The following is a 22598-nucleotide window of genomic DNA, read 5'->3' as shown; positions in this document are numbered from 1 at the left end:
GGCGCGCTATACTTCGCGCCCCTTCCGCACGACCCACGGCCCATGTTCGAGTCACTCACCCAACGCCTGTCCGGCACCCTGCAGAAGCTGCGCGGGCGCGGCCGGCTGACCGAGGAGAACATCCGCGAAGCCACCCGCGAGGTGCGCATCGCCCTGCTCGAGGCCGACGTGGCGCTGCCGGTGGTCTCGGCCCTGGTCGAGCGCATCAAGGTGCGCGCGGTCGGCCAGGAGGTGCTCACCAGCCTCACCCCCGGCCAGGCCCTGATCAAGGTCGTGCGCGACGAGCTGGCCGCGGTGATGGGTTCGGCCGCCACCGAGCTCAACCTCAACGTGCCGGCGCCGGCGGTGATCCTGATGGCCGGCCTGCAGGGCGCGGGCAAGACCACCACCGTGGGCAAGCTCGCCAAGCACCTGAAGGAAAAGAAAAAGAAGAAGGTGATGGTGGTCTCGGCCGACGTCTACCGGCCGGCCGCGATCGAGCAGCTCAAGACCCTGGCCGGGCAGGTCGACGTGCTGTTCTTCCCGTCCAGTGCCGACCAGAAGCCCGAGGCCATCGTGCGCGCCGCCATCGACGACGCCCGCAAGAGCTTCGTCGACGTGCTGCTGGTCGACACCGCCGGCCGCACCACGATCGACGAGGCCATGATGGCCGAGATCCGGGCGCTGCACGCCGCGGTCAAGCCGGTCGAGACCCTGTTCGTGGTCGACGCCATGACCGGCCAGGACGCCGCCAACACCGCCAAGGCCTTCGCCGACGCGCTGCCGCTGACCGGCGTGGTGCTCACCAAGACCGACGGCGACGCCCGCGGCGGCGCCGCGCTGAGCGTGCGCTACATCACCGGCAAGCCGATCAAGTTCGTGGGCGTGGGCGAGAAGCCCGACGGCCTGGACGTGTTCCACCCCGACCGCGCCGCCAGCCGCATCCTCGACATGGGCGACGTGCTGAGCCTGGTCGAGCAGGTCGAGCAGCAGGTCGACAAGGACAAGGCCGCGAAGCTGGCCGAGAAGGTCGCCAAGGGCAAGAAGTTCGACCTCAACGACATGCGCGACCAGCTCGAGCAGATGCAGAGCATGGGCGGCCTGCACGGGCTCATGGACAAGCTGCCGGGCATGGGCCAGGTGCCCGAGCACGTGAAGAACCAGGTCACCGGCAAGGAAGTGCCGCGCATGGTGGCCATCATCAATTCCATGACCAAGAAGGAGCGCCGCAACCCGGGCCTCCTGAACGGTTCGCGCCGGGCCCGCGTGGCCCGCGGTTCGGGCACCACGCCGGCCGAGGTGAACAAGCTGCTCAAGCAGTACCAGCAGATGGAGAAGATGATGTCCAAGCTGTCCCAGGGCGGCATGAAGGGCCTGCTCCGGGGCATGAAGGGCATGATGGGCGGCGGTTTCCCCGGTCGCTTCCCCGGGCGCTGAAAACCCGCTACAATCCGCGATTCCCCGGGCGGCCTGGCCATCCGGTTCACCGTCCAAGAACTGCAGAGCAAACCGACATGGTCAAGATCCGTCTGACCCGCGGCGGCGCCAAGAAGCGCCCCTTCTACCACATCATCGTCACCGACCAGCGCAACAAGCGCGACGGCCGTTCGATCGAGCGCCTGGGTTATTACAACCCGGTTGCCCAGGGCAACGAAAAGCGCGTCGAGCTCGACACCGAGCGCGTCAAGCACTGGGTTTCGCACGGCGCCCAGCTGACCGAGAAGGTCAGCGCGCTGGTCAAGGAAGTCTCGGCCAAGGCTTCGGCCTGAGGCCCCGGGCCTCGCCCCGCGCGAGGCCAGCTGGCATGAGCAACGGGCGCCGCATCCTGCTGGGCAGGGTCGCCGGCGCCTTCGGCGTCCGGGGCGAGCTCAAACTCCTTTCCTGGACGGACCCCCGCGACGCCCTGTTCCGCTACCAACCCTGGATCCTGCGCTCGGGCAACACCGAGCGCGAGGTCACGGGCGTGCGTGGCCGCGACACCGGCAAGGTGGTGATCGCCACCTTCCCGGGCGTCGAGAGCCGCGACCAGGCCGAGGCCATGAACGGCACCGAGATCTGGGTGCCGCGCGAGCGCCTGCCGCCACCCGGGCCGGGCGAGTACTACTGGGTCGACCTCGAGGGCCTGAAGGTGGAAACCACCGAAGGCGTCGCCCTGGGCCAGGTCTCGCACCTGTTCGAAACCGGCGCCAACGACGTGATGGTCGTCGCCGGTGAACGCGAACGGCTGATTCCCTTCGTCACCGGCCAGTACATCGTTTCCGTCGATTTCGATGCCGGCAAGGTCGTGGTCGACTGGGACCCGGACTTCTGAGCCCGGGCGCGCCATGCGCATCGACGTCGTCAGCCTGTTCCCCGATTTCATCCGCGAAAGCGCCGCCCTGGGCGTGGTCGGCCGCGCCCAGGAGCGTGGCCTGCTCACCGTGCAGGCCTGGAACCCGCGCGACTACGCCACCGACAACTACCGCCGGGTCGACCAGCGCCCCTTCGGCGGCGGCCCCGGCATGCTGATGCTGGCCGAGCCCCTGGGCGCCTGCCTGGCCGCGGCGAAGGCCGCCGACCCGGCGCCGGCGAGGGTGATCTACCTCAGCCCCCAGGGCCCGCGGCTGACCCAGGCCCGGGTGCGCGAACTGGCCGCCTTGCCCCGGCTGGTGCTGCTGTGCGGCCGCTACGAGGGCCTGGACGAGCGCTTCATCGCGCGCGAGGTCGACGAGGAGCTCTCGATCGGCGACTACGTGCTCTCCGGTGGTGAACTGGCCGCCGCCGTGGTCGTGGACGCCGTGGGCCGGCTGCAGGAGGGCGCGCTCAACCACGCCGACTCGGCCAGCCAGGACAGCTTTGAGGACGGCCTGCTCGACTGCCCGCACTACACACGCTCCGAGGCCTCGGGCACCGAAGGCGTGCCGGCCGTGCTGCTCTCGGGCGACCATGCCGCGATCGCCCGCTGGCGCCGCCAGCAGAGCCTGGGCCGGACCTGGTTGCGGCGGCCGGACTTGCTGGCCCGGGCCCGGCTGGACAAGGCCGACAGGGCCCTGCTGGCCGGCTTCATCGACGAGTGGCGCCGGGCGCACCCGCCGGGCGTCTGAACCGCTTCCATTTCAAGGGCTTGGGCCGCTATACTAGCCGGCTCCACGATCAGCCAAGCACGGGTTCCGGGCCTCTGGCACGCACGAAAACAACCATCAGAGGCGTAAGAATCATGAGCATCAACAAGCTGCTGCAGCAGTTCGAGGCCGACCAGGTCACCCGCGAGCTGCCGAAGTTCGCCCAGGGCGACACCGTCGTCGTCAACGTCAAGGTCAAGGAAGGCAACCGCGAGCGCGTGCAGGCCTACGAAGGCGTGGTCATCGCCGTCAAGAACGCCGGCCTGAACTCCTCCTTCACCGTGCGCAAGATCTCGCACGGCTTCGGCGTCGAGCGCGTCTTCCAGACCCACAGCCCGATCATCGACTCGGTTAGCGTGAAGCGTCGCGGCAAGGTGCGCCAGTCGAAGCTGTATTACCTGCGCGGCCTGGAAGGCAAGAAGGCGCGCATCAAGGAAGACCTGGCGGCTCGCTCGGCCGAGTGATCCCGGGTCCACCCGTTCCAGCCAGCGGCCGCCTCCGGGCGGCCGCTGTCGTCTGGGCGTTGCTCGCCGCGTTCTCGCAGGCGGCACCGGCCGCACCGGCCCCGCGCATCGTCCCGCTTGAATCGCCGTCGCCGCTGGCCAGCACCGCCGAACTGGTGCGGCGCACCTTCAGCCCCACCAGCCGCGACCGGCTGCAGCAGGTCGCGGCCGGCACCGGCCAGCAGCCGCCCGAATACAGCCTCGATGCCAGCCGGGAGGAGCTTGAGCTGTTCGTGCCGCCGGCGCCGCCGGATGGGCGCTACGGCCTGCTGGTGTTCGTCATGCCGGCGCAGTCGCTGCAGATGCCCGACGACTGGCGCCAGCCGCTGGCCGATGCCGGCTTCATCTACGTCTCGCCCCGGCGCGCGGGCAACGACCAGGCGGTGATCGAACGTCGCATCGCGCTGGCGGTGCATGCCTACGCCTACGTCAACGGCCGCTATCCCATCGATCCCGAGCGGGTCTTCGTGGGCGGCTTCTCGGGCGGCTCGCGCATGGCCCAGTGGACGGCCATGGCCTATCCCGACGTCTTCCGTGGCGCGATGCTGGTCGGCGGCAGCTTGCAGATCGGCGAGTACGAGGTGGTGCTGCCCCCGCGCGACCTCGCCCTGCAGTTCCTGTCCCGCAGCCGCCTGGTGTTCGCCACCGGCAGCGAGGACGCGCTCAACGGCGGCATCGACCGGCGCAACCGCAAGGTGCTGCAGTCGCTGTGCTTCGGCGGCTACAGCCGCGAGGCGCAGCTGCGCCTCGGCCACTGGCTGCCCAGCGGCAAGGGCCTGGCCCGGGTGCTGCAGGCGCTGCAGGAGCCGGTGCCGGCCGATCCGCGCTTCGAGGCCTGCGTGCGCGGCCTGGACGAGGACATCGGGCGCCGGCTCGCCGACGTCGAGGCGCTGATGGCCGCTGGCCGCATGCAGGAGGCCGGCGTCGCGCTGGGCCGGATGGAGGACCGCTACGGCGGCCTGGCCGGCGACCGGGCCGTGCCCCTGGCCCGGCGCATTGCCGCGGCCCTGGCCGCGGAGGACGTGCAGTGAGCGGCGCGCAGGCTCCCGTGGCCGGGGTGCGCCTGGACGTCTGGCTCTGGGCGGCCCGCTTCTTCAAGACCCGGGCCCTGGCCCGGCAGGCGGTCGAGGGCGGCAAGGTGCAGGTGGGTGGGCAGGGTGCCAAGCCCTCGCGCGCCCTGCGCGCGGGCGACGCGCTCACGGTCCGCCGCGGCGAGGAGATGTTCGAGCTGCGCGTGCTCGGCCTGTCGGACCAGCGCGGCCCCGCGCCGGTGGCGCGCCTGCTGTACGAAGAGTCCGAAGCCTCGCGCGTCGCGCGCGAACAGGCTGCCGCCGAACGCCGTGCCGCCGCGGCCGGCTACCGGCCGCCGGCCAGCAAGCCCGACAAACGGGCCCGTCGCCTGATCCAGGCGCTGGGCGACCTCGACGCGCTCTGAGTCACTCGTCCCCGCCGTTCGCGTACACCGGCAGTTCCGGCGCACGCTGGAAGGCGAAGATCAGGTGCGTCTCGATGTGCGCCACTTCCGCCCGGCTGGTCAGGGCCGACATCGCGAAGTCGCGCAGGTGGTCGCTGTCGCGCACGCCAACGTGCACGAGGAAATCGTCGGCGCCGGCCACGTGGTACAGGCACAACACCTCCGGCAGCCCGAGCAGGTGAGCGTGCATGGCTTCGACGTCGGCGCGCGAGTGCCGCGCCAGGCGGACGGCCACCATCGCCTGCAGGCCGATGCCCACCGCGGCCGGGGCGATCTCAGCGTGGTAGCCCAGCAGCACCCCGGCCTCGCGCAGCCGACGGACCCGCTCGAGGGCGGTGGACGGTGCGACGCCGACGCGCGCGGCCAGGTCCTTGTTCGGGATCCGAGCATTCTTTCGCAGGAGCCTGAGTATTTCGAAGTCAGTTCGGTCGGGATGCATCCGGGTCCCCGTTCCATGAAATAGTGTTCGGCCTGGCCGAATCCTACCCGGGTCTGGGCGATAGTGCCGCTTTCCAGCCCGGGGAGGCCGCCATGAACCACATCGACACCCTTGCCGTGCATGCCGGTCGCGAGGATTTCGCCGCCCTCGGCGTGCACGCGCCGCCGATCGACTTGTCCACCACCTATCCGGTGGCCGACTTGGGCGAGGGCACCGAGAGCTTCGATGCCCTGGTGGGCGGCGCCGCCAGCGCCGCCAACCCGATCTACGCGCGCCTGCACAACCCGACCGTGGGCCGGGTGGAGTCGGCGCTGGCCACGCTCGAGGGCACCGAGGCCTGCGTGGCCTACGGCTCGGGCATGGCCGCGCTGACCGCCGTGCTGATGGGCGCGCGCAGCCGCGGCGGCCACGTGCTGGTGGTGCGCCCGCTCTACGGCACCTCCGACCACCTGCTGGCCTCGGGCCTGTGCGGGCTGGAGGCCGAATTCGTCGATGCCGGCGACATCGCCGCGCGGCTGCGCGCCGACACCGCGCTGGTGATCATCGAAACCCCGGCCAATCCCACGCTCGACCTCATCGACATCCGCGCCGTCGTCGCGGCCGCCGGCCAGGTGCCGGTGCTGGTGGACTCGACCTTCGCCACGCCGGTACTGCAGAAGCCGGCGGCGCTGGGCGCGGCCTACGTGATGCACAGCGCGACCAAGTTCCTGGGTGGCCACGGCGACGTGATCGCCGGCATCGTCTGCTGCAGCGAACAGCGCGCGCGCCCGCTGCGCACCGTACGTGCCGCCACCGGCGGGCTGCTGCACCCGCTGGGCGCCTACCTGCTGCACCGCGGCCTGCCGACGCTGGCGCTGCGGGTCGAGCGCGCCCAGGCCAACGCCATCGAGCTCGCCGGCCGGCTGGCCGCGCACCCGGCGGTGGCGCGCGTGCATTTCCCCGGCCTGGGCACGGTGCGCAACGCCCACCTCGTGGGCACGCAGATGGCCGGCCCCGGCTGCCTGATGGCGATCGACCTGCGCGGCGGCTACGAGGCCGCGGCGGCGGTGATGGCGAAGGTGCGGCTGATGACGCCGGCGGTGAGCCTGGGTTCGGTGGACACGCTGATCCAGCATCCGGCCGGCCTGACCCACCGCGTGGTGGATCCGCAGGCCCGGCTGGACAGCGGCATCGGCCCCGGCCTGCTGCGGCTGTCGGTGGGCATCGAGGCCGTGGACGACCTCTGGGCCGACCTGGCCCAGGCCCTCGAGGGCGTCGCGCTCAGCGCAGCTGCCTGAGCCGGTAGAGCGCCTCGAGCGCCTGCTTCGGGGTCAGTTCGTCCGGGTCGATCGCATCGAGCGCCTCGAGCGCGGCCGAGGGCGCCGGCGCGAACAGGCTGGCCTGCTGCGGCTGCTCCAGCGCGGCCGGGCTCATGCGCGCCACGGCCTGCGGCGCGCCGCGCTGCTCGAGTTCGGCCAGGGTGCGCCGCGCCTGTTCGACCACGCTGCGCGGCAGGCCGGCCAGCGCCGCCACCTGCAGGCCGAAGCTGCGGTTGGCCGGGCCGTCCTTCACCGCGTGCATGAACACCAGGCGGTCGCCGTGCTCGATCGCGTCCAGGTGCACGTTGGCGATGCCGCTGCCGGGCTCGGCCAGGGCGGTGAGTTCGAAGTAGTGCGTGGCGAACAGTGTGTAGGCGCGGTTGTGCTGCGCCAGGTGGCGCGCGCAGGCCTCGGCCAGCGCCAGGCCGTCGTAGGTGGAGGTGCCGCGGCCGATCTCGTCCATCAGCACCAGCGAGTTCGCCGTGGCGTGGTGGAGGATGTAGCTGGTCTCGGCCATCTCGACCATGAAGGTGGACTGGCCGCGCGCGAGGTCGTCGCCGGCGCCGATGCGGGTGAGGATGCGGTCGATCGGGCCGATCACCGCGCGCGCGGCCGGCACGAAGCTGCCGATGTGCGCGAGCAGCACGATCAGCGCGTTCTGGCGCATGTAGGTGCTCTTGCCGCCCATGTTCGGGCCGGTGATCACCAGCATGCGGCGCCCGCTCCCGTCCGCGTCGTCGTCGAGCAAGAGGTCGTTGGGCTCGAAAGGCTCCTCGCGCACCGCTTCCACCACCGGGTGGCGGCCGCGCTCGATGCGCAGGCCCGCGGCCTCGGTGAGTTCGGGGCAGGACCAGTCCAGGGCCCGGGCGCGCTCGGCGAAGGCCGCCAGCACGTCCAGCTCGCTCAGGGCCGCGGCGCAGCGCCGGAGCGGCTCGAGCGAGGCGTTGAGCGCGTCGAGCAGCTCCTCGTAGAGCGCCTTCTCGCGGGCCAGCGCGCGTTCGCGGGCGCTGAGCACCTTGTCCTCGAAGGCCTTGAGTTCCTCGGTGATGTAGCGCTCGGCGCCGGTGAGCGTCTGCCGGCGGGTGTAGTGCGTCGGCGCCTTGTCGGCCTGGCCCTTGCTGATTTCGATGAAGTAGCCGTGCACGCGGTTGTAGCCGACCTTGAGGTTGGCGATGCCGGTGGCGGCGCGCTCGCGCGCTTCCAGGTCGACCAGGAACTGGTCGGCATTGGTCGACAGCGTGCGCAGTTCGTCGAGTTCGGCGTCGAAGCCCTCGGCCAGCACGCCGCCGTCGCGCAGCAGCACCGGCGGCTGCGGCACCACGGCGCGCGCCAGCAGCGCGGCGGTGCCGGCATGCTCGCCCAGTTCCGCCGCCAGCGCGGCCAGGCGCGGCGAGTCGAGCGGCGCCAGCAGGGCGCGCACGCCCGGCAGCAGCGCGAGGCCGTCGCGCAGGGTGCTCAGGTCGCGCGGCCGCGCCGAGCGCAGGGCCACGCGCGAGAGGATGCGTTCGAGGTCGCCCAGGCCGCGGAAGGTTTCGCGCAGTGCTTCGTGCGCGCCCCATTTGACGAAGGTGGCCACGGCGTGGTGGCGGCGGCCGAGCACGCCGCGGTCGCGCAGCGGGCGGTTGAGCCAGCGCCGCAGCAGGCGCCCGCCCATCGGGCTGACGCTGGTGTCGAGCACGCCCAGCAGGGTGTGTTCGGTGCGGCCGTCGGTGCGGCTGTCGAGCTCGAGGTGCCGGCGCGTGGCGGCGTTGAGCGCGATGCCGTCGCCGGCCGGCTCGAAGGCGATCGAGGTCAGGTGCGGCAGCTGCTGCTTCTGGGTTTCCTCGACGTAGGCGAGCAGGGCGCCGGCGGCGGCGGTGGGCAGCGGCTTGTCCTCGAGGCCGAAGCCGCTGAGGTCATGGAGCTTGAAGAAGCGCAGCAGCTGGCGCCGGCAGGCGTCGGCGTCGAAGCCCCAGGGCGGGCGGCGGCGCAGGCCGGCCTGGCCGGCCAGGAAGGCGGGCCAGCCGTCCTCGTCGGGCAGCAGCAGCTCGGCCGGGTCCAGGCGCGCCAGCTCGGCGGCGAGCTGGTCCTCGTCGGCCACCTCCGACACCAGGAAGCGGCCGCCGGCCAGGTCCGCCCAGGCCAGGCCGAAGCCGGTGCGGCCGCGCGCCACCGCCATCAGCAGGGTGTCGCGGCGCTCCTGCAGCAGGGCCTCGTCGGTGACGGTGCCCGGGGTGACGATGCGCACCACCTTGCGTTCGACCAGGCCCTTGGCCAGCGCCGGGTCGCCGATCTGTTCGCAGATCGCCACCGATTCGCCCAGCGCCACCAGCCTCGCCAGATAACCCTCGTAGGCGTGCACCGGCACGCCGGCCATCGGGATCGGCGCGCCGCCCGAACTGCCGCGCTGGGTGAGCGTGATGTCGAGCAGTCGCGCCGCCTTGCGGGCGTCGTCGTAGAACAGCTCGTAGAAGTCGCCCATCCGGAAGAACAGCAGGATGTCCGGATACTCCGCCTTGGCGGCGAAGAACTGCTTCATCAGGGGCGTGTGCTGGGGCTGGGCTTCTGCGGACATGGGCTGGATGCGGACCGGATCGCCCTATTGTGCCGGAAGCATCGCTGCGGGCGGCCGTGCGCCGGAAACAACGAGGCCGGGCGGTGCCCGGCCTCGTCGGCGACGCGGGGTGGCGTCAGGCGCGCGGCGTGTCAGCCGGCGCCGGTTCGTTCTTGGCGAACTGCACCGGCACGACCACCCAGCCTTCAACCTTCTCGCCGTCGTTTCCGCGGCGGCCGGCGTTGAAGCGCCACTGCCAGGCGGCGTCCACGGCAGCTTGGTCGAAAACACCGCCGGGCGAGGACTTCTTGACCTTCACTTCCTTCGGCACGCCGTCGGCGCCCACCAGCACCTCGAGCCAGACCGTGCCCTCGATGCCCTGCTCGAGCGCTTCGGCCGGGTACTTCGGGGCGTCCAGCACGTCGTGGGAGGTGACGGACTGCAACGGCTCGCTCTTGGCCGCGGCCGGTTCGGCCGCCCAGGCGGCGAAAGTGAGCGCGGCCATCGAGGCGGCGAGCAGGGCACCGGCGACGCGGGTGCGCCGGGCGGAGGGCAGGGGGCGGGTCAGCATCGCGATTCTCTCCTTGAGCGGGTGGCAGGATTGCCAGTGGCAACCCAGCGGCAGGCCGAAGTCCGCGAGCTGGGTCTTGAGCATCACCTCGCCGTAGCGACGGCGGGCGCGGGGGTGGCGCGCGAGGACGTCGGCGTCGCAGGCCAGCTCCTGGTCGAAGCGGAAGCGAGACGCCGCCAGGTGCATCAGCGGGTTGAACCAGAACAGGCAGCGCAGGCCGGCGCACAGCGCCTGGGCCCACAGGTCGCCGCGGCGCAGGTGCTGGCGTTCGTGCTCGAGCACCAGTTGCTGCTCTTCGGGCGTGTAGCGGCGCCCGAAGTCCGAGGGCAGCACGATGCGCGGCCGCCACAGGCCCACGACCGCGGGCCCGAGCGGCGCCCCGCCGTCGTCGCCGCGAAGCTCGCGTTCGCGCAGCTGCCGGCCGAAGCGCCACTGGCGCGCGGCGAAGACCATGGCCAGGGCCAGCGCGCCGGCCAGCCAGGCCAGCAGCAACCAGTGCATCGTGCCGCTGGCCTGCATCGCCACGCCGGCCTCCCGCGCAGCGCCGTGCAGGGGCTGCACCATGGGTGCGATGGGCCCCGGCAGGCCGGGCGCGGCGGGCAGCAGCGCGGCCAGCCCGGCCAGCGGCACCAGGGCCCAGGTGGCGTAGGCGACTCCGGCGCCGGCCAGGCGGCGCAGCGGCTGCCGCGCGGCCAGCACCAGGACCAGGGCGGCGCTGGTGGCGAGCGTGGCTTCCAGCAGCATCCCGGGCAGTTCACTGGCCATCGTCGATCTCCTCGAGCAGGCGCCGCAGTTCGGCGATGTCCTCCGCGCTCAGCGCCCGCTGGCTCGACAGGTGCGCCACCATCGGCGCCAGCCGGCCGTCGAACAGGCGGTCGAGCAGGCCGCGGCTCTGCCCGGCCACCCAGTCCTCGCGCCGCAGCACGGCGTGGTAGCGGTAGCGACGGCCGTCCTTTTCGGCGCGCACGGCGCCTTTCTTCAGCAGGCGGTTGAGCAGGGTCTTGATGGTGGGCTCCTGCCACTGGCTGGAGGCGACCAGTTCGGCCACCACCTCTTCGGAGGTGCGCGGGCTGCGCTGCCAGAGCACTTCCATCACCACGCTCTCGGCGTCGCTGACCGGGGCTTGATTGTTTACGGGCGTAATCATGGATTCAGATTACTCATGTAATCGAAGCTGTCAAGTGCCGGGTATTTCCGGGTCGGGCGGCCGGCCTTACCCTTGGGGCCATGAGCCCCGACGCATTCCCCACCGACGACGACCTGCATGCCCTGGCCCTGCGCGTGGGCGCGGCCCTGCAGGACCGGCACCTGATGCTGGCCACCGCCGAAAGCTGCACCGGCGGCTGGATCGCCAAGATGATCACCGACATCCCCGGCTGCTCGGCCTGGTTCGACTGCGGCATGGCGGCCTACAGCTACGAGGCCAAGCAGGCCCTGCTGGGCGTGCGCCCGGAGACCCTGGTCGAGCACGGCGCGGTGAGCCGCGAGACCGTGACCGAGATGGTGTCCGGCGCGCTGGTCAATTCCGGCGCCTCGATCGCCGTCGCCGTGACCGGCGTGGCCGGCCCCAGCGGTGGCACCCCGGACAAGCCGGTGGGTACGGTCTGGATCGGCTGGAAGCGCCGCGGCGGCTACCCGCGCGCCGAGGTCTTCCACTTCGGCGGCGACCGCGACGCGGTGCGCCGCCAGACCGTGGCCGCCGCGCTGGAAGGGCTGCTGGCGCTGGCCGCCTGAGCCCGATCATTCCCTGCCGTCCCATCCGCCGGAGTCGCTGCAATGAGGTCATTGCTGGTCGCATCGCTGCTGCTGTTCACCTCGCCAGCCACGACGGCCCAGTCGCCGGACGATGAAGCCGAGCGTCGCTGGGAATTCGTCGCCGGGTCGGACGTGCAGTACCTGGTCGGTTTCATCCGCCAGTACCCGGACAGCCCGCGCGTGGCGCAGGCCAGGGCGATGCTCGAGGCCTCGGATGCCGCGCCGCTGGCGCGCCTGGTCGATCCGGACCCGGCCTGCCGCGCGCTGGTCGATGCGCGTGCGCGCAGCCTGCTTGACGACGACCTCGACGACGCGCCGCCAGCCGGCTATTTCGAGTCGTCGCCGCGCTGGGTCGCCGTGCCCGGCGGCGGCGATGCGACCGCCGCGCCAATCGAGCAGCGCTTCACCCTGAGCCTGATCGCCAGCGCTGCCGGTGAGTGCTCGCTGATCATCCGCTGGCGCTACGGCAGCGGCCTGGGTGAGGCCTGCCGCTGCGAGCCCATCGAGGCCGGCTATGTGTTTCCGTCGCGACTGGCCAGCCGCCTGCTCGACGAACACGCCAGGTTCCGAGGCGGCGCCCTGGCTTGCGGCCTGCCCACGGAGGATGCCGATGCCTATCTGGCCGAGGCCACCCGGGCCTACGGCGCCAAGGCGGCCGCCCAACAGGCCCGCCTCGATGCCGGCGGCACGCTGTACCCGACCGAGGAGGGCGAGATGAAGGACATCGCCCACGCCCTGTCCGTGCTTGCCAGTGCAGGGCCCGACGAGGGCATCGCGCTGCGGGAACGGGCCCGTGTCGAGGCGCTGCCGGACGACGTGCGCGGCCGTTTCTGCGGCCAGGCCCTTCCCGGGCTGATGGCCGAGGCCCGGATGCGGCTGGTGATGCTGCAGACGCAGGTCAGGTCCCCCTGAGGGCTTGACAGCCGGCCCGGGTTCGTTAGTAGTATTGCTACTAATGGATATCACCGACACCCAGCGCGCCATCCTCGCCTTCATCGCCGAGCGCATCGAAGCCGACGGGGCGTCGCCGTCCCAGGTCGAGATCGCCCACGCCTTCGGCTTCAAGGGCGTGCGCGCGGCCCAATACCACCTCGAGGCCCTGGAGGCCGCCGGCGCGATCCGCCGCGTGCCCGGCCAGGCCCGGGGCATCCGACTGGTGCAGTCCCCGGCCGCCGACCTCGTCCCGGCGGCCGGGGACGACCTCCTGCGCCTGCCCATCCTCGGCCGCGTGGCCGCGGGCATGCCCATCGGCGCCGATGCCGGCCACGACGGCATGGTGCTGCTCGACCGCGTGTTCTTCTCGCCGGCGCCTGACTACCTGCTGCGCGTGAAGGGCGACTCGATGCGCGACGAGGGCATCCTCGACGGCGACCTGATCGGCGTGCACCGCACCGCCGAGGCGCGCAGCGGCCAGATCGTGGTCGCCCGCGTGGACGAGGAAATCACGGTCAAGCTGCTGAAAATGGGCAAGGACGGCGTGCGCCTGCTGCCGCGCAACCCGGATTTCGCGCCCATCGTGGTCCGGCCCGACCAGGACTTCGCCATCGAGGGCCTGTACTGCGGCCTGGTGAGGCCGAACCGGTGAGCCCGGGCAGGAAGAAGACCACGAAACGAACCTCCGAACCCTTACGACACAAGCCCGCGCCGGCTTCTCAATCCGTGAGACCTGGCCCCGCTAACGTGGCGCCCACAGACAACACAGCCCCGAGGAACCAAACCATGGACGAGAACAAGAAGCGCGCCCTCACCGCCGCCCTGAGCCAGATCGAGAAGCAGTTCGGCAAGGGTGCGGTCATGCGCATGGGCGACAAGGCGGCCGAGGCGGCCGAGGTCATCGGCACCGGCTCGCTGATGCTCGACATCGCGCTGGGCATCGGTGGCCTGCCCAAGGGCCGCGTCATCGAGATCTACGGTCCGGAGTCCTCGGGCAAGACCACGCTCACCCTGCAGGCCATCGCCGAGTGCCAGAAGGCCGGCGGCACCGCCGCTTTCATCGACGCCGAGCACGCGCTCGATCCCACCTATGCGGTCAAGCTGGGCGTGAACATCGACGACCTGCTGGTCAGCCAGCCGGACACCGGCGAGCAGGCGCTCGAGATCGCCGACATGCTGGTGCGCTCGAACTCGGTGGACATGGTCGTGGTCGACTCGGTGGCCGCGCTCACCCCGCGCGCCGAGATCGAGGGCGAAATGGGCGACCAGCTGCCGGGCCTGCAGGCCCGCCTGATGAGCCAGGCCCTGCGCAAGCTCACCGGCAACATCAAGCGCAGCAACTGCATGGTCATCTTCATCAACCAGCTGCGCATGAAGATCGGCATCATGATGCCGGGCCAGAGCCCGGAAACCACCACCGGCGGCAACGCGCTGAAGTTCTACGCCTCGGTGCGCCTGGACATCCGCCGCATCGGCTCGGTCAAGAAGGGCGACGAGGTCATCGGCAACCAGACCAAGATCAAGGTGGTCAAGAACAAGATGGCGCCGCCGTTCAAGGTCATCGTCACCGAGATCCTCTACGGCCAGGGCATCAGCCGCGAGGGCGAGCTGATCGACATGGGCGTGGACGCCAAGCTGATCGAAAAGGCCGGCGCCTGGTACAGCTACAACGGCGAGCGCATCGGCCAGGGCAAGGAAAACGTCCGCCAGTGGCTCAAGGACAACCCGGCCGTGGCCAAGGACCTCGAGGCCAAGCTGCGCGAGAAGTTCGTGCCGGGCCTGGTGATCGGCGACGAGAACGCCGAGCCGGTCGAGGGCTGAGGCCGGCATGGCCGGCGCGCGCCGCGAGGCTGCCGACGCCTACCAGCGGGCCCTGGGCCTGCTGGTGCGTCGCGAGCACTCGCGGCGCGACCTCGCGCGCAAGCTGGCCCAGCGCGGCGTCGAGCCCGCCGAGGCCGAGGCCGCCGTCGAGCGGCTGGCGGGGCAGGGCTACCAGGATGACCAGCGCTTCGCCGAGAGTTTCGCCCGCGACCGCACCAGCGCCGGCTACGGGCCGGTGCGCATCCGGGTCGAACTGGCGGGCCATGGCCTGCCCGAGGATGCCATCCAGGCCGCGCTGGCGGCCTGCGAGGCCGACTGGCCGGCCCTGGCCCGGCGCCAGGTCGAGCGCCGCTGGCGCCCGGCCGAGCTGGCGGACCCGGCGCGGCGGCGCAAGGCCGTCGAATTCCTGCTGCGCCGGGGCTTCGACCAGGGCGATGCCTGGTCGGCGGTGCGCTCCGCGCCCGACGAGGGCGTCGATCCCTAGCGGCGCGTCGCGGTCGCCGGGCGGCGCCGAAAACCACGCGGGGCGAGCCCGCGGGCTGGTAATCTTGAGGGTCTGGCCACACCGTTTCCGGCGTGGCCCTCCGCCTCACTGCCAGCAGCCATGACCAAGACCAGCCAACAGATCCGCCGGGACTTCCTCGAGTTCTTCCAGTCTAAGGGCCACCAGATCGTGCCCTCCAGCCCGCTCGTGCCGGGCAACGACCCGACGCTGCTGTTCACCAACGCCGGCATGGTGCAGTTCAAGGACGTCTTCCTCGGTGCCGAGAAGCGCAGCTACAAGCGTGCGGTCAGTTCGCAGCGCTGCGTGCGCGCCGGCGGCAAGCACAACGACCTCGACCAGGTCGGCTACACCGCCCGCCACCACACCTTCTTCGAGATGCTGGGCAACTTCAGCTTCGGCGATTACTTCAAGCGCGAGGCCATCGCCTACGCCTGGGAGCTGCTGACCAAGGTCTGGGGCATTCCCGCCGACAAGCTGCTGGTCACCGTCTACCACACCGACGACGAGGCCTTCGACATCTGGCACAAGGAGGTCGGCCTGCCCGCCGATCGCATCATCCGCATCGGCGACAACAAGGGCGCGCCCTACGCCAGCGACAACTTCTGGCAGATGGCCGACACCGGCCCCTGCGGCCCCTGCAGCGAGATCTTCTACGACCACGGCCCGTCGATCCCCGGTGGCCCGCCGGGCAGCCCGGACGAGGACGGCGACCGTTTCATCGAGATCTGGAACAACGTCTTCATGCAGTACGACCGCCAGCCCGACGGCACCCTGGTGCCGCTGCCGGCGCCCTGCGTGGACACCGGCATGGGACTCGAGCGCATCGCCGCCGTGCTCCAGCACGTGCACAGCAACTACGAGATCGACCTGTTCCAGCACCTGATCAAGGCCGCGGCGGCGCTCACCGGCGCCACCGACCTCGAGCACAAGTCGTTGCGGGTGATCGCCGACCACATCCGCGCCTGCAGCTTCCTGGTGGTGGACGGCGTGCTGCCGTCCAACGAGGGCCGCGGCTACGTGCTGCGCCGCATCGTCCGGCGCGCCGTGCGGCACTTCTGGAAGCTCGGCGGCCTGAGCGCCGACGGCAAGTTCTGGCGCATGGTGCAGCCGCTGGTGGAGGCGATGGGCGAGGCCTATCCGGAGCTGGCCGCCAAGCAGAAGCTGGTCGAGCAGGCGCTCCGGGCCGAGGAGGCCGCGTTCGCGCAGACGCTCGACGCCGGCATGGACCGCCTGCACGAGTACCTGGCCGCCGGCGGCAACCGCATCGGCGGTGAGCAGCTGTTCCAGCTGCACGACACCTATGGCTGCCCGCCCGACCTGATCGCCGACCTGCTGCGCGAGAACGCCGACAAGGGCTGGACCCTGGCCGACGGCGCCCTGGCCGGCTACGAGGCGCTGATGGAGCAGCAGCGCGAGCGCGCCCGCGCCGCCAGCAAGTTCGCCGGTACCACCGCGCTGCCGGCCGACCTGGTGGCCACCCTCAAGCCCACCGAGTTCCTCGGCTACGAAGCGCTCGAGTCCGACGGCTGCCGCGTGCTCGCGCTCGTGCGCGACGGCAAGCCGGTGCAGGAAATCGGCGCGGGCGAGGAGGCCATCGTGCTGCTCGAAGCCACGCCGTTCTACGCCGAGTCCGGCGGCCAGGTCGGCGACACCGGCGTGCTGCTCGATCCGCGCGGCGACCACTTCGAGGTGCGCGACACGCTCAAACTCGCCGGCGCCTTCCACGGCCACGCCGGCCAGCTCGGCAAGGGCACGCTGAAGGTCGGCGACCGGGTCTCGGCCCGCGTCGACGCGCAGCGCCGCCAGGCCACCGTGCTCAACCACTCGGCCACCCACCTGCTGCATGCCGCGCTGCGCAAGGTGCTGGGCGAGCACGTCACCCAGAAGGGCTCGCTGGTCGCACCCGACCGCCTGCGCTTCGATTTCTCGCACTTCCAGGCCATCACCGGCGAAGAACTCGAGCGCATCGAGGCGATGGTCAACGCCGAGATCCGCCGCAATGCCGAGGCCGAGATCCACCACATGGGCATGCAGGAAGCGCTGGATTTCGGCGCCATGGCGCTGTTCGGCGAGAAGTACGGCGAGCGCGTGCGCGTGCTGCGCATGGGCGAATTCTCGACCGAGCTGTGCGGCGGTACCCACGTGCACCACACCGGCGACATCGGCCTGTTCAAGATCACCAGCGAGGGCGGCGTGGCCGCCGGCGTGCGCCGCATCGAGGCGGTCACCGGCGAAGGCGCGCTGGCCTACGTGGCCGAAGAGGAAAAGCGCCTGGCCCAGGCCGCCAGCCTGCTCGGCGGCAGCCCGCGCGACGTGCTCGACAAGCTGGCGCAACTGCTCGAGCGCCAGAAGAAGCTCGAGCGCGAACTCGAATCGCTCAAGGCGAAGGCCGCGGCCGGCGCCACTGCCGACCTGGCCGCCTCGGCGCCCGAGGTCGCCGGCGTGAAGGTCGTCGCGGCGCGCCTGGAGGGCCTGGACGCCAGGGCCCTGCGCGAGGCGGTCGACCAGCTCAAGTCGCGCCTGTCCGACGCGGTCATCCTGCTGGCCTCGGCCAGCGACGGCAAGGCGTCGCTGGTGGCCGGCGTGCAGGGCGGGGCGCTGGGCAAGGTAAAGGCGGGCGAACTGCTTTCGCACGTCGCCGGCCGCATCGGCGGCAAGGGCGGCGGCCGTCCCGACATGGCCCAGGGCGGCGGCAGCGACGGCCCCGAACTGCTGGCCGCGCTCGCCGACGTGAAGGACTGGGTGGCGCAGCGCCTCGGCGGCTGAGGGCTTCACGGACGCTTGATTGCACGCGCGGCGGCCCCGAACTACCATCCGGGGCACGACGCGCATCCTGCGCGGACGGGGAACCGCGGAGCACCGCTCCGAGGGCCGGTGCAGGGACGTATCGGGAGGGAAGGGGATGCTGATACTGACGCGAAGGGTTGGGGAAACCCTGATGATCGGTGACTCGGTCACCGTCACGGTGCTGGGCGTCAAGGGAAACCAGGTGCGCATCGGCATCACCGCGCCGAAGGACGTTGCCGTGCACCGCGAGGAAATCTTCCAGCGCATCCAGAAGGACGACGTGCCGGGCGCCGGGGCCGACGGCGACGATGCGGGTTTACCCAAGCCCGGCTGAAGGCTATCCTATGCGGCCGGTCACGCCCCTCGCGGGTGGGCCGGAAAGCGTTTCCGGAGTGATGCCCGAGAGGCCGAAGGGGCTCCCCTGCTAAGGGAGTATAGGGTCAAAAGCTCTATCGAGGGTTCGAATCCCTCTCACTCCGCCAGCTTCGAAATCGCCGCCCGCGCGCGGCGATTTTTTCTTCCCGCCGGCACGGGGGAAGGCGAGGCAGGCAAGGCACGACGAACGAAGAAGTTGAAAAGATGTATTGACGACTTCGACGACGTGCCCCATAATTTCGCTTCTGCGCGCCCGTAGCTCAGCTGGATAGAGCACCAGGCTACGAACTTGGTGGTCGGGAGTTCGAATCTCTCCGGGCGCGCCACTAATGCAAACAGGGTGCTTCGGCACCCTTTTTGTTCGGATGGCGGGGTTGGCACGGCGCATTGCGCCACCAGCTCCGCCAGCCGTAAAGTGAGACTCCTGCGGCGTGCTTGCACAGACGTCGGGCTTCACCGCCGGGGTATAGCTCAGCCTGGTAGAGCGCCAGCTTTGGGAGCTGGATGTCGTGGGTTCGAATCCCTCTGCCCCGACCAGGCCGCTGTATCCCGGACCTGCGACCCGCATGGATGCGGCGCGGGCCGGCCGGTATCATTCCGGCAGGCGCCCGTAGCTCAACCGGATAGAGCACCGGCCTTCTAAGCCGGCGGTTGCAGGTTCGAGTCCTGCCGGGCGCGCCAGGCAGGGTGGGGCGGGAGGCAGGGTGGTTTTACATTGGTGGATGTAGCTCAGTTGGTTAGAGCATCGGATTGTGATTCCGAGGGTCGCGGGTTCGAATCCCGTCTTCCACCCCAGTTCCAGGCACGGCATAATTAGCCGTCGCAGCCGCTTCGGCGGGAAGATTGGGCCGTTAGCTCAGTTGGTAGAGCAGCTGACTCTTAATCAGTAGGTCCTAGGTTCGAATCCTAGACGGCCCACCAATCTTCCCGATGAAACGATCCCGCGCGGCATGCGAAAGTGGCGGAACTGGTAGACGCGCTGGATTTAGGTTCCAGTGGGGCAACCCGTGAGAGTTCGAGTCTCTCCTTTCGCACCATCCGGCAACGGAGGCGCGGGGACGAACCGAAGCTCCGCGGGTTTTTTCATTTTCGCGCCCTCTGAAACGGCGCGGTCGCAGGAGTGAACATGCAAGTCTCGCTTGAGAACACCGCCAACCTGGAACGTCGCCTCACCGTCAGCCTGCCGGCCGACCGCCTCGAGGGCGTCGTGGGCAACCGCCTGCGCGAGCTGGCGCGTACCGCCAACATCAAGGGCTTCCGCAAGGGCAAGGTCCCGACCAAGGTGATCGAACAGCGCTTCGGCGCCCAGGTCCGCAACGAGGCCTACGGCGAGCTGGTGCGCGACAGCCTGGGTGAAGCCATCCGCCAGCAGGACCTGAAGCTGGCCGGCAACCCGGACATCAAGGCCGAGCCGGACGGCGAGGCGGGCGAGATCCGCTTCACCGCCACCTTCGAGATCGTGCCCGACTTCGGCACCATCGATCCGGCCACGCTGCAGATCGAGCGCGTCACCTCCTCGATCGAAGAGTCCGACATCGACACGATGATCGAGACCCTGCGCCAGCAGCGCCGCCAGTTCGAAGTGGTCGAGCGCGCCGCCGAGCCGGGCGACATGGTGCAGGTCGAGACCTTCGCCGAAACCGACGCCGCCCGCGTGCCGGCCGAGGGCGCCGAGCGCGGCGCCACCGTCATCGGTTCGAACGTGATGTACCCGGAGCTGGAATCGCGCCTGGCCGGCATGAAGGCCGGCGAGGAAGCCCAGGTCGAGGTCACCTTCCCCGAGAACTGGCGCGTGGCCGACCTGGCCGGCAAGCCCGCCAAGGTCACCCTGAAGGTGCTCAAAGTCTCGACCGCCAAGCTGCCCGAGGTGGACGCGGCCTTCATCAAGAGCTTCGGCATCAAGTCCGGCAAGCTCGAGGTGTTCCGCCAGGAAGTGCGCGCCAACCTCGAGCGCGAGCTCAAGGGCAACCTGGCCCAGCGCCTGCGCGCCGAAGTCGCCAGCAAGCTGGTCGAGGCCTACAAGGACGTCGAGCTGCCGCCGCGCCTGATCGAAGCCGAGGCCCGCGGCATGGCCGCCAATGCGGCCCAGCAGGCCCGCCAGCAGGGCCAGGCCAACGCCAGCTTCGAGGCCGAGCAGTTCATGGGTGCCGCCCGCAAGCGCGTCGCCGCCGCCCTGCTGGTGGGCGAGGTGGCCCGCCAGAACGAACTGCGGCTCGACAACAAGCGCCTGACCGAGACCCTGCAGCTGATCGCCTCGACCTATGAGGACCCGGCGCAGGTGGTCGAGCTCTACCGCAACGATGCCAACCTGATGGCGGGCCTGCGCAACCGCGTGATGGAGGAGCAGGTGATCGACTGGATCGCCGAGCGCGCCCAGTCCAACGCGAAGGCCATGAGCTTCGCCGAACTGATGCGCCCGGCTTCCTGAGCCGGGCCCCACGCAAGGAGTAGGGCATGGATCCGATCAAGGCTTTGAACCTGGTGCCGATGGTGGTCGAGCAGACCAGCCGTGGCGAGCGCGCCTACGACATCTATTCGCGCCTGCTCAAGGAACGCGTCATCTTCCTGGTCGGCCCGATCGACGACTACATGGCCAACGTGATCGTCGCCCAGCTGCTGTTCCTCGAGGCGGAAAACCCCGAGAAGGACATCAGCCTGTACATCAACTCGCCGGGTGGCGTGGTCACCTCGGGCATGGCGATCTACGACACCATGCAGTTCATCAAGCCCGACGTGAGCACCATCTGCGTCGGCCAGGCGGCCTCGATGGGCTCGCTGCTGCTGGCCGCCGGCGCCGCCGGCAAGCGCTACATCCTGCCCAGCGCCCGCGTGATGATCCACCAGCCGCTGGGTGGCTTCCAGGGCCAGGCCAGCGACATCGAGATCCACACCCGCGAGATCCTGACCCTGCGCGACCGCCTCAACGGCGTGCTGGCCAAGCACACCGGCCAGCCGATCGAGCGCATCGCCAAGGACACCGACCGCGACAACTTCATGGACGCCGAGGCCGCCAAGGCCTACGGCATGGTGGACGCGGTGCTCGACCGCCGCCCCGACGACACCGTCCAGGCCGGCTGACCGGCCCCGCCAGCGCCGTCTCCACGCCCCGTCCCGGCCCTTCCGGGGGCCGGGGCTTGGCCCGTGCCGGCCTGTGATATTCTCGATCCCGACCCATTCCACCAGGGCAGCAACCGCATGACCGAAGACCGCCAGGGCCGCTCCGGCGACAGCAGCAAGATCCTCTACTGCTCTTTTTGCGGCAAGAGCCAGCATGAGGTGCGCAAGCTGATCGCGGGCCCCAGCGTGTTCATCTGCGATGAATGCGTCGAGCTGTGCAACGACATCATCCGCGAGGAGCTCGAGGAGAAGGCGCACGCCGCGCGCAGCCACCTGCCCAAGCCGCGCGAGATCCTCGAGGTCCTCGACCAGTACGTCATCGGCCAGCAGCGCGCGAAGAAGACGCTGTCGGTGGCCGTGTACAACCACTACAAGCGCATCGAGAGCCGGATCAAGAACGACGACATCGAACTGTCGAAGTCCAACATCCTGCTCATCGGCCCGACCGGCTCGGGCAAGACCCTGCTGGCCGAGACGCTCGCGCGCCTGCTCAACGTGCCGTTCACCATCGCCGACGCCACCACCCTCACCGAGGCGGGCTACGTCGGCGAGGACGTCGAGAACATCATCCAGAAGCTCCTGCAGAAGTGCGACTACGATGTGGACAAGGCCCAGCAGGGCATCGTCTACATCGACGAGATCGACAAGATCTCGCGCAAGTCCGAGAACCCGTCGATCACCCGCGACGTCTCGGGCGAGGGCGTGCAGCAGGCCCTGCTCAAGCTCATCGAGGGCACCGTCGCCTCGGTGCCGCCGCAGGGCGGCCGCAAGCACCCGCAGCAGGAGTTCCTGCAGGTCGACACCAAGAACATCCTGTTCATCGTCGGCGGCGCCTTCGCCGGCCTCGACAAGGTCATCCAGGCGCGCAGCACCGAGGCCGGCGGCATCGGCTTCGGCGCCAAGGTCAAGTCCAGCGAGCGCAAGGCCGACGTCGGCAAGCTGCTGTCGCAGGTCGAGCCCGAGGACCTGATCAAGTTCGGCCTGATCCCCGAGTTCGTCGGCCGCCTGCCGGTGGTCGCCACGCTCGAGGAGCTCGACGAGGCGGCGCTGGTGAAGATCCTCACCGAGCCCAAGAACGCCATCACCAAGCAGTTCAAGCGACTGTTCGAGATGGAGGGCGTCGAGCTGGAGGTGCGCCCGGACGCGCTGATGGCCATCGCCCGGCGCGCCCTGAAGCGCAAGACCGGCGCCCGCGGCCTTCGCACCATCATGGAGTCGGTGCTGCTCGACACCATGTATGAGCTTCCGTCGCTGGAGAACGTCAGCAAGGTCGTCGTCGACGAGTCGGTCATCAACCACCAGACCGAGCCCTACCTGATCTACAGCTCGGGCGCCCAGGCCGCGCCCAAGGCCGCTTCGGCCGACTGAACGGCCGCACGCAAGTCATTGAATGAAGGGCCGGTTTTT

At 70.3% G+C, this 22598-nt stretch carries 22 protein-coding genes and 7 tRNA genes; 25 read left to right on the top strand and 4 right to left on the bottom strand.

The features are described 5' to 3' along the window. Positions 1 to 42: 42 nt before the first annotated feature. The 7 genes from ffh (at position 43) to C6N40_RS00250 (ending at position 5018) form a co-directional block, all read left to right on the top strand. Positions 43 to 1416, top strand: coding sequence for a signal recognition particle protein (gene ffh, locus C6N40_RS00280; RefSeq protein ID WP_106989007.1), 1374 nt, complete (start codon positions 43 to 45; stop codon positions 1414 to 1416). A gap of 77 nt (positions 1417 to 1493) precedes the next feature. After that, complete coding sequence (gene rpsP / locus C6N40_RS00275) at positions 1494 to 1748, top strand: 30S ribosomal protein S16 (protein WP_106989006.1); 255 nt, start codon at positions 1494 to 1496, stop codon at positions 1746 to 1748. A gap of 35 nt (positions 1749 to 1783) precedes the next feature. Then, positions 1784 to 2290 (top strand): ribosome maturation factor RimM, encoded by a 507-nt coding sequence (gene rimM / locus C6N40_RS00270; protein ID WP_106989005.1) that lies wholly within the window; start codon positions 1784 to 1786, stop codon positions 2288 to 2290. A gap of 13 nt (positions 2291 to 2303) precedes the next feature. Then, positions 2304 to 3062, top strand: coding sequence for a tRNA (guanosine(37)-N1)-methyltransferase TrmD (gene trmD / locus C6N40_RS00265; protein WP_106989004.1), 759 nt, complete (start codon positions 2304 to 2306; stop codon positions 3060 to 3062). 113 nt (positions 3063 to 3175) lie between these two features. After that, positions 3176 to 3544, top strand: coding sequence for a 50S ribosomal protein L19 (rplS, locus tag C6N40_RS00260; RefSeq protein ID WP_425477630.1), 369 nt, complete (start codon positions 3176 to 3178; stop codon positions 3542 to 3544). Between the two features lie 59 nt (positions 3545 to 3603). Further along, positions 3604 to 4614, top strand: a complete 1011-nt coding sequence (locus C6N40_RS00255; protein WP_106989003.1) for an alpha/beta hydrolase — start codon at positions 3604 to 3606, stop codon at positions 4612 to 4614. Then, on the top strand, positions 4611 to 5018 hold the full coding sequence (locus C6N40_RS00250) for an RNA-binding S4 domain-containing protein (RefSeq protein WP_106989002.1): 408 nt from the start codon (positions 4611 to 4613) through the stop codon (positions 5016 to 5018). The genes C6N40_RS00255 and C6N40_RS00250 overlap by 4 nt, the downstream gene beginning before the upstream one ends. A 1-nt stretch (position 5019) precedes the next feature. Here C6N40_RS00250 and C6N40_RS00245 read toward each other — a convergent pair whose 3' ends face one another. After that, entirely contained in the window at positions 5020 to 5496 is a 477-nt protein-coding gene (locus tag C6N40_RS00245) for an Lrp/AsnC family transcriptional regulator (RefSeq protein ID WP_106989001.1), read from the bottom strand. Between the two features lie 92 nt (positions 5497 to 5588). On the opposite strand from C6N40_RS00245, the gene C6N40_RS00240 reads away from it, so the two are divergent. Then, the gene (locus tag C6N40_RS00240; RefSeq protein ID WP_106989448.1) at positions 5589 to 6773 is read left to right on the top strand and encodes a trans-sulfuration enzyme family protein; all 1185 of its coding nucleotides are present in this window, start codon (positions 5589 to 5591) and stop codon (positions 6771 to 6773) included. On the opposite strand, the gene mutS is transcribed toward C6N40_RS00240, so the two are convergent. The 3 genes from mutS to C6N40_RS00225 form a co-directional block, all read right to left on the bottom strand. Next, positions 6757 to 9348 carry a DNA mismatch repair protein MutS gene (mutS, locus tag C6N40_RS00235; protein ID WP_106989000.1) on the bottom strand — a complete coding sequence of 864 codons (2592 nt, stop codon included), beginning with the start codon at positions 9346 to 9348 and terminating at the stop codon, positions 6757 to 6759. The two genes, C6N40_RS00240 and mutS, sit on opposite strands and share 17 nt — an antisense overlap. Before the next feature lie 115 nt (positions 9349 to 9463). Beyond that, positions 9464 to 10663 carry a TonB family protein gene (locus C6N40_RS00230; protein ID WP_106988999.1) on the bottom strand — a complete coding sequence of 400 codons (1200 nt, stop codon included), beginning with the start codon at positions 10661 to 10663 and terminating at the stop codon, positions 9464 to 9466. Then, positions 10653 to 11045, bottom strand: a complete 393-nt coding sequence (locus C6N40_RS00225; RefSeq protein ID WP_106988998.1) for a BlaI/MecI/CopY family transcriptional regulator — start codon at positions 11043 to 11045, stop codon at positions 10653 to 10655. Before C6N40_RS00225 ends, C6N40_RS00230 begins: the two co-directional genes overlap by 11 nt. 80 nt (positions 11046 to 11125) lie before the next feature. Here C6N40_RS00225 and C6N40_RS00220 point away from each other — a divergent pair, with 80 nt between their 5' ends. The 17 genes from C6N40_RS00220 to clpX all read left to right on the top strand — a co-directional run bounded on the left by C6N40_RS00220 (position 11126) and on the right by clpX (position 22559). After that, complete coding sequence (locus C6N40_RS00220; RefSeq protein WP_106988997.1) at positions 11126 to 11632, top strand: CinA family protein; 507 nt, start codon at positions 11126 to 11128, stop codon at positions 11630 to 11632. 42 nt (positions 11633 to 11674) lie between these two features. Beyond that, positions 11675 to 12565 carry a hypothetical protein gene (locus tag C6N40_RS00215; RefSeq protein ID WP_162781997.1) on the top strand — a complete coding sequence of 297 codons (891 nt, stop codon included), beginning with the start codon at positions 11675 to 11677 and terminating at the stop codon, positions 12563 to 12565. A 43-nt stretch (positions 12566 to 12608) separates the two neighbouring features. Next, on the top strand, positions 12609 to 13238 hold the full coding sequence (lexA, locus tag C6N40_RS00210; RefSeq protein WP_106988995.1) for a transcriptional repressor LexA: 630 nt from the start codon (positions 12609 to 12611) through the stop codon (positions 13236 to 13238). 134 nt (positions 13239 to 13372) lie between these two features. Next, positions 13373 to 14407, top strand: coding sequence for a recombinase RecA (gene recA, locus C6N40_RS00205; RefSeq protein WP_106988994.1), 1035 nt, complete (start codon positions 13373 to 13375; stop codon positions 14405 to 14407). Positions 14408 to 14414: 7 nt separating this feature from the next. Continuing rightward, positions 14415 to 14891, top strand: coding sequence for a regulatory protein RecX (locus tag C6N40_RS00200; RefSeq protein ID WP_106988993.1), 477 nt, complete (start codon positions 14415 to 14417; stop codon positions 14889 to 14891). A gap of 108 nt (positions 14892 to 14999) precedes the next feature. Beyond that, positions 15000 to 17678: an alanine--tRNA ligase gene (alaS, locus tag C6N40_RS00195; protein ID WP_425477639.1), complete on the top strand. Its 2679-nt coding sequence runs from the start codon at positions 15000 to 15002 to the stop codon at positions 17676 to 17678. Positions 17679 to 17814: 136 nt separating this feature from the next. Next, the gene (gene csrA, locus C6N40_RS00190) at positions 17815 to 18033 is read left to right on the top strand and encodes a carbon storage regulator CsrA (RefSeq protein WP_106988991.1); all 219 of its coding nucleotides are present in this window, start codon (positions 17815 to 17817) and stop codon (positions 18031 to 18033) included. 55 nt (positions 18034 to 18088) lie between these two features. After that, positions 18089 to 18181: transfer RNA gene (locus tag C6N40_RS00185), tRNA-Ser, on the top strand. Positions 18182 to 18323: 142 nt separating this feature from the next. Then, positions 18324 to 18400, top strand: a tRNA-Arg gene (locus C6N40_RS00180). Between the two features lie 134 nt (positions 18401 to 18534). Then, positions 18535 to 18611 (top strand) — tRNA-Pro (locus C6N40_RS00175). Between the two features lie 67 nt (positions 18612 to 18678). Then, a tRNA-Arg gene (locus C6N40_RS00170) sits at positions 18679 to 18755 on the top strand. A 37-nt stretch (positions 18756 to 18792) separates the two neighbouring features. After that, positions 18793 to 18869: transfer RNA gene (locus tag C6N40_RS00165), tRNA-His, on the top strand. Between the two features lie 50 nt (positions 18870 to 18919). Next, positions 18920 to 18995, top strand: a tRNA-Lys gene (locus C6N40_RS00160). A 31-nt stretch (positions 18996 to 19026) separates the two neighbouring features. Next, positions 19027 to 19111: transfer RNA gene (locus C6N40_RS00155), tRNA-Leu, on the top strand. Positions 19112 to 19200: 89 nt separating this feature from the next. Next, positions 19201 to 20502 carry a trigger factor gene (gene tig / locus C6N40_RS00150; RefSeq protein ID WP_106989447.1) on the top strand — a complete coding sequence of 434 codons (1302 nt, stop codon included), beginning with the start codon at positions 19201 to 19203 and terminating at the stop codon, positions 20500 to 20502. A gap of 26 nt (positions 20503 to 20528) precedes the next feature. Further along, positions 20529 to 21152, top strand: a complete 624-nt coding sequence (clpP, locus tag C6N40_RS00145; protein WP_106988990.1) for an ATP-dependent Clp endopeptidase proteolytic subunit ClpP — start codon at positions 20529 to 20531, stop codon at positions 21150 to 21152. Between the two features lie 117 nt (positions 21153 to 21269). Next, entirely contained in the window at positions 21270 to 22559 is a 1290-nt protein-coding gene (clpX, locus tag C6N40_RS00140) for an ATP-dependent Clp protease ATP-binding subunit ClpX (protein WP_106988989.1), read from the top strand. Positions 22560 to 22598: the final 39 nt, after the last annotated feature.

The organism is Arenimonas caeni, from assembly GCF_003024235.1.
Lineage (GTDB): Bacteria > Pseudomonadota > Gammaproteobacteria > Xanthomonadales > Xanthomonadaceae > Arenimonas > Arenimonas caeni.
Note: the sequence above shows the minus strand (reverse complement) of the source record. Positions and strands in the feature narration are given on the sequence as shown.